Genomic DNA, 9,532 nt, shown 5'->3' with positions numbered 1-9,532 from the left:
CGCGGCGCCGACGGCCTCGGCCGGCAGGGCGGCCGCGACGCGCGCCCCGTCGGCGGCGTCGGCGAGCACGCGGGCGCCGAGGGCGACGTGCCAGCGCTCGTCCCGCTCGATCCGCGCGAACGTCCCGGCGACGCCCGGCAGGCCCCACTCCTCGGCCAGCGCCCGCACGGCCCGCTGGCCCGCGATGAAGACCACGCCCTCGAGGAGGCCGTGGTAGAGCGCGACCGCCCCGGTGAGGTCGTCGCCGGCTCCTGCTGCCGCCGCCGGCAGGCGCTCCCGGAAGAGCGCGACGAGGGCGGTCGGGGCGTGGGCGGCGGGGTCGCCGGAGCAGACGGCGTCCCACACGCGCCGCGCCGCGTCAGCGTGGCGCTCCTCCTCTGCGACCTGGGCGTCCAGGCAGGCCCGCAGGCCGGGGTCCACGGCGCCGGCGCCGAACGGGACGAGGTGCTCGGCCACCGCCTCCTCGCCGACGACGAACCCCGCGAGCAGTCCGGTCAGGCGCTCGCGCACGGGCGCGGGGAGCCCGGGGAACCGCGCGCGGTCCGCGGCCAGGTCGAACGCCCCGGGGTCCCAGGCACCGCGGGTCGAGATCGCCAGGAGCGCCTCGTAGGTCGGCAGGCGCGGAGCGCTCACCAGACCCCGCCGACGCACCCGGCGTCCTTCGCCCCGCCGTCGGTGCAGGTGCGGACGGGCTCGCTGGTGCCCTCCTCGCCGATGGAGAAGCTGTTGCCCGACGCCGAGACCGAGACGACGGTGAACCCCTCGCGCGACGCGGCGACGGCGGCCTGGCCGCGCCCGGGCCGCGCCCCGTCCACGAGCGGCAGGGTCGAGCCGACGTTCAGCTGGGCGGCCGTGCGGCACCGCGAGTAGTCCCCGTCGGCGGCCACCGCGGCGCACGACTCCACGAACGTGACCACGTCGCGGGCGACGCGCTTGGCGGCCGCGTCGTCGGTCCGGGCCCGGGCGAGCTCGGCGGCCGAGAGCTGGGTGTCGGCCGGGGCATCGGCGGCGGTCGCGGGATCCGTCCCGCCACCGTCGGGGGCCGTCGCGCGGCCGGCGAGGAACGACCCGGCCACCAGCAGCACCAGCAGGACGCCGAGGACGGTGCCGCGCGTCGCGGCGTTGGCGCGGCGCCACAGCTCGCGCGGTCCGTCGCCCGTGGACCGGTCGTCCGCGGGCGGCGCCGGGTCCGGCGCGGGGCGGCGCTCCGGCGACGGGGCCTGTTCGTAGGGGGCGAGGTCGGACACGGGCGGTTCGGCGGGACGCTCGGCGGCGGACCGGTCCGCGTCCGCCGGTCCGGCGGAGCGGCTGACGGTGAGGCGCGCCCGAGAGGATTCGAACCTCTGACCTTCGGTTCCGTAGACCGACGCTCTATCCAGCTGAGCTACGGGCGCATCGCGAGGCCCGAGTGTAATGGCGGCGACGGGCCGACGCCGCGGTGCGCGCAGCGAGCTCAGCCGCCGATCCGCTCGGTGCTCGTTCGGCCGCCGCGCTCCTCGACGAGCCGCAGGCGCCGGTGCTTCGCGTCGAACCCGCCGTAGCCCAGCCGGGCGAACGTCCCTCGCGGGATCTTCAGGTCGTCGTGCTGGAAGGTCGTCGTGCCGTCCTCGCCGAGCCGGTCCAGCCGGACGTCGTAGCGCCCGAAGCCCAGGTCGTAGGTCCCCAGCTCGACGTCGTACTCGGCGGTGTCGACGACCTTGCGGGTGTCGATGTCGAGTTCCTCGCGCTCCCGGTCCAGGCGCAGACCGAGCGTCGATCCGCCGCGCAGCCGGTGCACCTTGAGCGTGAAGTCCCAGCTCGTCGGGTGCCCCTCGATGCCCACGCGCAGGATCGGCGACTCGTCGTGGCGGGGGTCGATGGTCATCTCGACCTTCGACCCGTCGCCCGCGACCCGGGCGGAGACCCGCTCGCCGCGCCGCAGCGCGACCCCGGCCAGCTCCACGCGGTCGCCGGGGCCGATCACCTCGAGGCGCTCGGTGACCGGGGCCGTCAGCGCCGCGCCGTCCATCGTCACGGTGAACGAGACGCCCGCGGGGATCGTGTACACCGGCTCGCCGTCCTGCCTCCAGTTCGCGCCGGTCAGCCGACGGACGACCTCCGCGCCCGGGATCTCGTCGACGAGGCGTCCGCGGACCCATCCGGTGCGGCGACCTCGGGCGTCGGTGATGAGCAGGCGCGAGTGGTTCTCGGGGTCGCCCTCCAGCGCGATCTCGGTGGCCGTCGGGCCCGAGCCCTTCGCGGCGGTGTCGTCCGTCCGGCAGAAGGGGCAGGGGAGCAGGCCCTTCGGCCGGGTGGCCGGGAAGAGCGCCAGGTTCGCGGCGGCGGCCGAGCCGGAGTACCGCTGGGCCCGGTCGGTCGGGTCGTCCTGGGCGACGAACGCCCAGGCGTTCGCCCGGCGGTCGAACGAGATCGCGCGGGTGACGCCGGGGAAGTTGTTGTCGTAGACGAGGACGGCGTAGCGGTCGTCGCCCCGGTCCTCGACGGCGTAGGGCGTGACGGCGTGGCCGCCGCCGGCGGGACGGAAGAGCCCCAGCACGTACGGGGTCCCGCCGGGCCTCGTCGCGGCGATCAGCCGATCGAGGATCTGGTTGGGCGTCCCGGCGACCGCGTCGCGACGGACCGACGGGAGCTCCTGCATCGCGCTGAGCTGCGCGAGGGTGCGCTGCAGCGGCGCGTTGTGGGTCAGCGGCAGGCGCGGGGCGGTGGACCCGCCGTAGCGGGCCGGCTGCAGCTCGGCCCCGAAGAACTGGGCGACGGCCGCCGCCATCCCGAAGCAGTGCCCGGCGGCCATCGCCGCGTTCTCGGTGTGCATCCAGGCCCGGGCCGGCGGGATCAGCTCGCAGGTCGCGCGGGTCCCGCTCGCACACACCGTCGGGCCGAAGAGCTCCTCGACGGCGGCGGGGGTGAGGTTCTGGACGTCCTGGTCGTCGCCGTAGTTGGCGAAGCCGAAGCCGTCGACCCCCGGACGCAGGCCGTTGTCGGCGACGAGCTTCCCGGTGGGGCGGTAGTCCGGCACGCCGGCGGAGGAGCTCTTCGCCGGATTCGCGCCGCCCAGGAGCAGCTGCACGTCGGCGGGCGACCGTGGTCGGGGCGAGGAGCCGCAACCGACGGCCAGGAGGGTGCAGAGCAGCAGCACGACTCGGTGGGCGCAGGCGGGCACCCGACCACCTTGCGGGTCCCGGCGCCGTCCCGCACCCCCGGCGGACGGATGGCCCTAACGCTGTTCACCATTCGTCCGTCTTTCCCGATGCGAGCGTCCAGACGCCGTACGTTCGCCGTCGCTTCGGGTTCCGCCGAGGCCGCACCCAGAAGGAAGTCCGATGCACCCACGTTCGATCGCCCTCGGCCTCACCGCCGCCATCGCCGCCGCCGGCCTGACCGCCTGCGGCGGGTCCGACGACGACACCACGACGACGAAGGCCGGCGCGACCACCGCCGCCACCGTCCCCTCGGGCAAGCTCAACGCGTCGGCCGCCCCGCCCGCCCTGGGCTACTACGGCGGCATCGACTGCGGCAGCGGCAGCTCGTCGGACTGCCAGGAGGGCTTCCGGGCCGCGCGGGAGGGCTACCTGACCTCCTGCAAGGACGGCTCGTGGCGGAGGGGCTCGCCGCGGAGCTTCGTCTGGGAGCGCAAGGGCAAGGAGGACGTCGAGTTCAACTACTTCTGCTTCACGCTGCGGGACAAGCAGACCGCCGCCCACTTCATCTACGCGGGCCAGACCATCGTCCGCAGCGTGCACGTCAGCACGGACCGCTTCCCGCTCACCGAGGAGGCCGGGTGGGGCGTCGGGGGCGAGTGGTTCTCGACCACGACCGTGCGCGGCAAGGTCAAGAACCCCAACGGCGTGTCCTCGGACTGGCGCGCCGTCCACATCGGCGACCTGTAGGGGGCGGCCCGGGCGACGCCGCGGGCGCCGCCCGGGGAGCACGGTGGGGAGGGGCGCCACCGGGTCGCGCTTCGCCCGAGGAGCACGCGGTCGGGAGGGGCACCACCGGGGCGAGGCGACGGCGCGCCGCCGGCTAGCACGACCTGCAGTGCCGGTGCGCCAGGAGTGGGGCGGCGCGCCACGGGGAACCGGGATCGCATGACCTCCCATCGCCGTGTCCTCGCCGTCGCCACCGTGGCGGCCGTCGCCCTGGTCCCCACGGCCGCCCACGCCGGGAAGGGCAAGGGCGACGACCACCGCGGCGGCAAGGGCCGCGGGGCGCTGCCCAGCACGATCGCCCTGCCGGCCGGCTTCCAGCCCGAGGGCATCGAGGCCCGCGGCAGCAGCTTCTACGCCGGGTCCCGCGCCACGGGGCAGATCGTCGTCGGCAGCGTCCGCGGCGGCACCCCGCGCGAACTCGTCCCCGCCCAGGCCGACGCGCCGAGCGCCCTGGGACTGCGGGTGGACCGCCGCGACCGGCTCTTCGTCGCCGGCGGCCGCACCGGCACGGTCTCCGTCTACCGGGCCCGCACCGGGAAGCTGCTGTACCGCTCTCCCGCCGTGAGCGGCCCCGCGTTCGTCAACGACGTCGCGATCCTGCGCGACCGCGCCGTCTTCACCGACTCCGCCCAGCAGCGGCTCGTCGTCGTGCCGATCGGCCGTCGCGGCGCGCTGGGCGAGGCCCGGACCGTCCCGATCACCGGCAGCCTCGCCTACGACGCCGATCCGGCCACCAACGAGGCCAACGGCATCGTCGCCTCGCGCGACGGCCGACGGGTCATCGTCGTCAACAGCCGCACCGGCGAGCTGCACCGCGTCGACCCGCGGACCGGCGTCAGCACGCTGATCCCCGTGACGGGCGGTCCGCTGACCAACGGCGACGGGCTGCTGCGGTCGGGCAACACCCTGCTGGCGGTCCAGAACCGGCTGAACCGGGTGGCGGTCCTGCGCCTGGGCCGCGGTGACGCGTCGGCGACGGTCCGCCGCACCATCACCGACTCCCAGTTCGACGTGCCCACCACGCTGGCCGTCGCGAAGGGCCGCCTCTTCACCGTCAACGCGCGCTTCAACACGCCGCCGGCGGCCGACACGGCCTACGACGTCGTGCGCATCGACGGGAAGTAGGGGCCGCGAGGCCGACCCGCGGCCGGGGCGCGACCGGGCCCCGGAACGACGAAACCCCCGCAATGCGGGGGTTTCAGGAGGCGCGCCCGAGAGGATTCGAACCTCTGACCTTCGGTTCCGTAGACCGACGCTCTATCCAGCTGAGCTACGGGCGCAACGGCGGTGGACTGTAGCGCGAACCCGCCCGGCGTGTCGTCCGGACCACCCGCGCGGCGAACGGGCCGCGGGCGTGGGTGGGCCGGCGGTCGCGTCGGCTAGAGGTTGTAGCGGGAGATCGAGATCGTCCGGTACCAGCGACCGCCGACCCGGACGGAGAAGGACTGGTCGATCCGGCGCTTGTCGGGGACCTGCATCGACTTCGTGTACGACCCGGTGCGGTACCCGGAGTCGCCGAGGCCGCCCTCGTTGACCCACGTGCCGTTCCGACGGATGTAGCTCGACTGGCCGAAGGCGTGGAACAGCTTGCGACCGTCGAACTGCACCTGGATGCAGTACCGGTGCCGGTTGGCCTTCGTGGCGGTGACCACGACCCGGGCGTAGCCCAGCGTCTTCCCACCGTTCGACATCCGGTAGACGGTCCGGCGGTCGGGGTTCAGCGCCTGGGCGCACGCATCGGGCGTCGACTGGGCCGACGCGACGGGGACGGTGACCGCACCGCCCGCGAGGGGGAGGGCCAGCGTCACGGCGGCCAGGGCCAGTGGTGTCCGGGTGCGGATGCGCATGGCCGCATCGTCGCACCGGGGGCGCCACCGGTGGGTGAGAACCCCGTGAGGGCCGCGTGCGGTGGCACCACCGGGGACGTCGGACATGCGCCACCGGGGTCGTCGGACCCGCGCGACCCCCGAAACGACGAAACCCCCGTCATGGACAGGGGTTCCGACAGGCGGAGCGTGGGGGATTCGAACCCCCGAGGGAGCTTTCAACCCCCAACTCGCTTAGCAGGCGAGCGCCTTAAGCCTCTCGGCCAACGCTCCGTGGACCGGCGAGTCTAGCGACCGTCGCGCGGGACGGACGCGAGGGGTCGCGGAGGCCGCCGCGGGCGTCGCAGGGCCGGCCGTCGGCGGCACTGCGGAGCGGTCCTCGCGCCGGGCCGGCTCAGGCGTTCGGGACGACGGCGAGCGCGACGACGAGGAAGTGCGCGAGCGCCGCGACGATCACGAGGGCGTGGAAGATCTCGTGGTACCCGAAGATCCGGGGGAGCGGATCGGGCTTCTTCGTGGCGTAGATCACGGCACCGATCGTGTAGAGGACGCCGCCGCCCAGCAGCCCGACGGCGGGCCAGACGCCCAGGTCGCCGACCAGCTTGGGGAAGACCGCCATGCCGGCCCAGCCCATGCCGAGGTAGATCGCCGCGGAGAGCCACTTCGGGGCACCGATCCACAGGAGCTTGATGATGATGCCGACGCCGGCCATGCCCCAGGCCACGCTGAGGACCGTGGTGCGCCAGCCGCCGTCGAGCACGAGCGCGGCGATCGGGGTGACCGTGCCGGCGACCATCACGAAGATCATCGAGTGGTCCAGGCGGCGCATCCAGGCCCGGGCGGTCGGCTTCTTCCAGTTGATCCGGTGGTACGTCGCGCTGACCGCGAACAGGCCGACGATCGACACCGCGTAGACGGCCGACGCGAGGCGTGCCTCGGCGGTCGGTGACGCGATGACGAGGTAGGCCCCGGCGACGGCCGCGACGACGGCCGCCCACTGGTGCAGGACGCCCCGCATCGTGGGCTTCAGCGCGGGGATCGGGGGGATGAGTTTCGAGGAGCTCATGACCTGGTTCACCTGCGGCACATCGTACGCCTTCGCGGCCCACCCGTCCCGGGGGTCCACCCCCGTCTCGCGCACCGTTCCGCCCGTCGCCCGCGAGGCCGGATCCGGCGGGTCGCCGAACCGCTCGCGAGGCCGGGGCCGGGCGGCCCGGGGCACCGGCGACGGGACCGGGACCGGGCGGGCCCGGTTGACGTGCTCGGTACGCTCGATGGGAGCCGTTCTCCGCTCTCGAGGCGGGGTCCGGACGCTCTCGACACCGGCAGGTCCCACCATGCTCTTCAGCCGCAAGCCCGACACCCTCATCCCCGCCGAGGACACCCTCCCCGGCCGCGACCAGCTGATGCCGGTCCACGGCGTCCACCCGGTGCTGGCACGGCCGATCGTGCCGCCGTTCCCGGAGGGCTCGCAGCACGCGTCGTTCGGCATGGGCTGCTTCTGGGGCGCGGAGCGGACCTTCTGGACCGCTCCGGGCGTCCTCGTCACGGCGGTCGGCTACCAGGGCGGCCAGACCCCGAACCCGACCTACCGCGAGGTCTGCTCGGACAGGACGAACCACACCGAGGCGGTCCTCGTCGTCTGGGATCCCGAGCAGACGACGTTCGAGCAGCTGCTGCGTCGGTTCTGGGAGGGCCACGACCCGACCCAGGGCATGCGCCAGGGCAACGACATGGGCACGTCGTACCGCTCCGCGATCTACACGACCACCGACGAGCAGCTCGAGCAGGCCGAGGCGTCGAAGGTCAACTACGGCAAGGCCCTGGCGGACGCCGGCCACGGCCCGATCACGACGGAGATCCGCAACGGCGGCCCGGGCGCCGCCGCGTTCGGCGGCGCGCTGGTGGGCGGCGAGATCCCGTTCTTCTACGCCGAGCCCGACCACCAGGCCTACCTGCACAAGGTCCCCAACGGCTACTGCGGCCACGGCGAGACCGGCGTCAGCTGCCCGATCGGTCTCGTGTCGGCCTCGTAGGGCGGGGGCGGCCCCGCCGCCCCTACCGCTGCGCCTGCTTCTGCGCCTCGTTCTCGGTGATCAGCTTCACCGTGCCGTCGATCGCGTAGGGCAGGCTCAGCACGCTGTTGAACGCGATCGCCGCCCCGGTCTGCGGCTTGTCGTAGTAGGGGACCTTCACGACGTCGCCGCGCTTGACGACGTCGAGGCGCTTGAAGAGCGGGTTGTCGAGGACCTTCTCGCCGCCCTTGGCGTCGACGAGGAGGAACAGCTTGTCGACGTCCAGCGCCGTCAGCTGCTCGTCGCTGAGCGAGAGCCCGAACTCGCCCTTGGCCAGCTTGTCGATGCTGGGCGAGCCGGCGAAGCCGAGCTCCTTGAGGAACTGGCCGCGCGGGTCCGTGGAGCTGAAGGCGTAGGTCGAGCTGGGATCGACGACGACCGCCTCCTTGCCGCGGTACTCGGGGTGCTCCTCCCGCACCTTCTGGAACCGCGCGTCGACGTCCTCGATCAGGCGGTCGGCGGCCGCGGTCCGGCCGACGGACTTCGCGATCGTGCGGGTCTCCTCGCGCCACGGCGTCGTGTAGGCCTTGTACTTCGGGCTCTGCGCGACGGTCGGGGCGATCTGCGAGAGCTTCTCGTAGTCGCCCTTGCTGATGTCCTGGTAGACGCCGAGGATGAGGTCGGGCCGGGCGGCCGCGACGCGCTCGAAGTTCACCTCGAAGCCCCCGGTGCTGACGATCTCCGGCGGCGTGCCGCCCCAGTCCTCCCAGGGCCACTTCGCGAACGTGTCCTGCTGGAACCAGTCCATCGCGCCGACGGCCTTGACGCCGAGTGCGAGCAGCGTGTCCTGGTCGCGCAGGCCGACGGTCACGACGCGCTTGGGCTCGGACGGGATCTCCGTGGTGCCGCGGGCGTGCGTGACGGTGACGGGGAAGCCGTCGGTGGCCCGTGCGGCGGTGGTGCCGGTGCCCGCGGTCGCGGGGGTGCTGTCGTCGTCGCTGCCGCCGCACGCGGCGAGGGTGACGGTGGCCAGAAGGAGGGGGAGCAGCCCGAGGCGTCGCATTGAGGGAACCCTAATGGATGGATCCGTGGCGCGTCGCCGCTCGCCGGCTACTCCGCCGCCACCGCCCCCTGCGACAGGGTCGAGCCGGCGCGCGCCTTGCGCACCGTCAGCTGCATCGGCACCCGCTGCTTGAGCTCGGGGACGTGGGAGACGATGCCCACGGCCCGTCCGCCGTCGCGCAGGGCGTCGAGGACGCCGAGGACCTCGTCCAGCGTCTGCTCATCGAGCGTCCCGAAGCCTTCGTCGATGAAGAGCGTGCCCAGGTCGAGGCCGCCGGCCTCCGCGCCGACGGTCTCCGCCAGCCCGAGCGCGAGCGACAGCGACGCGAAGAACGACTCGCCGCCGGAGAGCGTCGAGGTGTCGCGCTGCTCCCCCGTCCAGCCGTCCCGGACCCGCAGCCCCAGGCCGGCGTTGCCCTTGCCCCGGCCGCTGGCGGGCTCCTCGTGCAGCTCGAGCGCGTAGCGGCCCGAGGACATCTCGAGCAGGTGCACGCTCGCGGCCGCGGCGACCTGCTCCAGGCGGGCCGCGAGCACCCACGACGACAGCTGGATCCGCCGGCGGTTGCCCGCCCCGCCGCGGGCCAGCTCGGCCAGCGCGTGCGCACGGTCGGCGGCGTCCGCGAGCGGGCCGAGGTCGTCCAGGGCGGCCACCAACCCGGCGCGCCGCTGCTCCAGCGCCGCGACGCACGCACCGGCCGCCGCG

10 protein-coding genes and 3 tRNA genes are annotated in these 9,532 nt (G+C 74.2%); 3 read left to right on the top strand and 10 right to left on the bottom strand.

The genetic code is table 11. The annotated features are described in order from the left end of the window. The 4 genes from Q7T67_RS18770 to Q7T67_RS18755 all read right to left on the bottom strand — a co-directional run. The coding region (locus Q7T67_RS18770; protein WP_304793423.1) for a hypothetical protein at window positions 1-633 on the bottom strand (633 nt) is incomplete at its 3' end. Beyond that, a complete protein-coding gene (locus Q7T67_RS18765; protein WP_304793420.1) occupies window positions 630-1,247 on the bottom strand; it encodes a hypothetical protein in 618 nt (205 codons plus the stop codon). The genes Q7T67_RS18765 and Q7T67_RS18770, both read right to left, overlap by 4 nt. A gap of 73 nt (window positions 1,248-1,320) precedes the next feature. Then, a tRNA-Arg gene (locus Q7T67_RS18760) sits at window positions 1,321-1,394 on the bottom strand. Window positions 1,395-1,453: 59 nt separating this feature from the next. After that, window positions 1,454-3,160 (bottom strand): hypothetical protein, encoded by a 1,707-nt coding sequence (locus Q7T67_RS18755; RefSeq protein ID WP_304793417.1) that lies wholly within the window; start codon window positions 3,158-3,160, stop codon window positions 1,454-1,456. Between the two features lie 160 nt (window positions 3,161-3,320). On the opposite strand from Q7T67_RS18755, the gene Q7T67_RS18750 reads away from it, so the two are divergent. Continuing rightward, window positions 3,321-3,887 carry a hypothetical protein gene (locus Q7T67_RS18750; protein ID WP_304793414.1) on the top strand — a complete coding sequence of 189 codons (567 nt, stop codon included), beginning with the start codon at window positions 3,321-3,323 and terminating at the stop codon, window positions 3,885-3,887. A 198-nt stretch (window positions 3,888-4,085) separates the two neighbouring features. Further along, entirely contained in the window at window positions 4,086-5,051 is a 966-nt protein-coding gene (locus Q7T67_RS18745) for a hypothetical protein (protein WP_304793411.1), read from the top strand. A gap of 81 nt (window positions 5,052-5,132) precedes the next feature. Here Q7T67_RS18745 and Q7T67_RS18740 read toward each other — a convergent pair. From Q7T67_RS18740 to Q7T67_RS18725, 4 genes are all read right to left on the bottom strand, one after another. Next, window positions 5,133-5,206 (bottom strand) — tRNA-Arg (locus Q7T67_RS18740). A gap of 99 nt (window positions 5,207-5,305) precedes the next feature. Next, window positions 5,306-5,773: a hypothetical protein gene (locus tag Q7T67_RS18735; RefSeq protein WP_304793408.1), complete on the bottom strand. Its 468-nt coding sequence runs from the start codon at window positions 5,771-5,773 to the stop codon at window positions 5,306-5,308. Window positions 5,774-5,935: 162 nt separating this feature from the next. Next, window positions 5,936-6,025 (bottom strand) — tRNA-Ser (locus tag Q7T67_RS18730). Window positions 6,026-6,146: 121 nt separating this feature from the next. Further along, window positions 6,147-6,830, bottom strand: coding sequence for a hemolysin III family protein (locus tag Q7T67_RS18725; RefSeq protein WP_304793405.1), 684 nt, complete (start codon window positions 6,828-6,830; stop codon window positions 6,147-6,149). Window positions 6,831-7,089: 259 nt separating this feature from the next. Here Q7T67_RS18725 and msrA point away from each other — a divergent pair, with 259 nt between their 5' ends. After that, complete coding sequence (gene msrA, locus Q7T67_RS18720; RefSeq protein WP_304793403.1) at window positions 7,090-7,788, top strand: peptide-methionine (S)-S-oxide reductase MsrA; 699 nt, start codon at window positions 7,090-7,092, stop codon at window positions 7,786-7,788. 22 nt (window positions 7,789-7,810) lie between these two features. Here the strand turns inward: msrA and Q7T67_RS18715 are convergent, their stop codons facing one another. Then, a complete protein-coding gene (locus tag Q7T67_RS18715; RefSeq protein WP_304793400.1) occupies window positions 7,811-8,830 on the bottom strand; it encodes an iron-siderophore ABC transporter substrate-binding protein in 1,020 nt (339 codons plus the stop codon). Between the two features lie 47 nt (window positions 8,831-8,877). Then, a partial coding sequence (locus tag Q7T67_RS18710) for an SbcC/MukB-like Walker B domain-containing protein (RefSeq protein ID WP_304793397.1) occupies window positions 8,878-9,532 on the bottom strand: 655 nt, incomplete at its 5' end.

The sequence above is a fragment of the Patulibacter sp. genome, from assembly GCF_030655195.1.
Classification (GTDB): Bacteria; Actinomycetota; Thermoleophilia; order Solirubrobacterales; family Solirubrobacteraceae; genus Patulibacter.
Note: the sequence above shows the minus strand (reverse complement) of the source record. Positions and strands in the feature narration are given on the sequence as shown.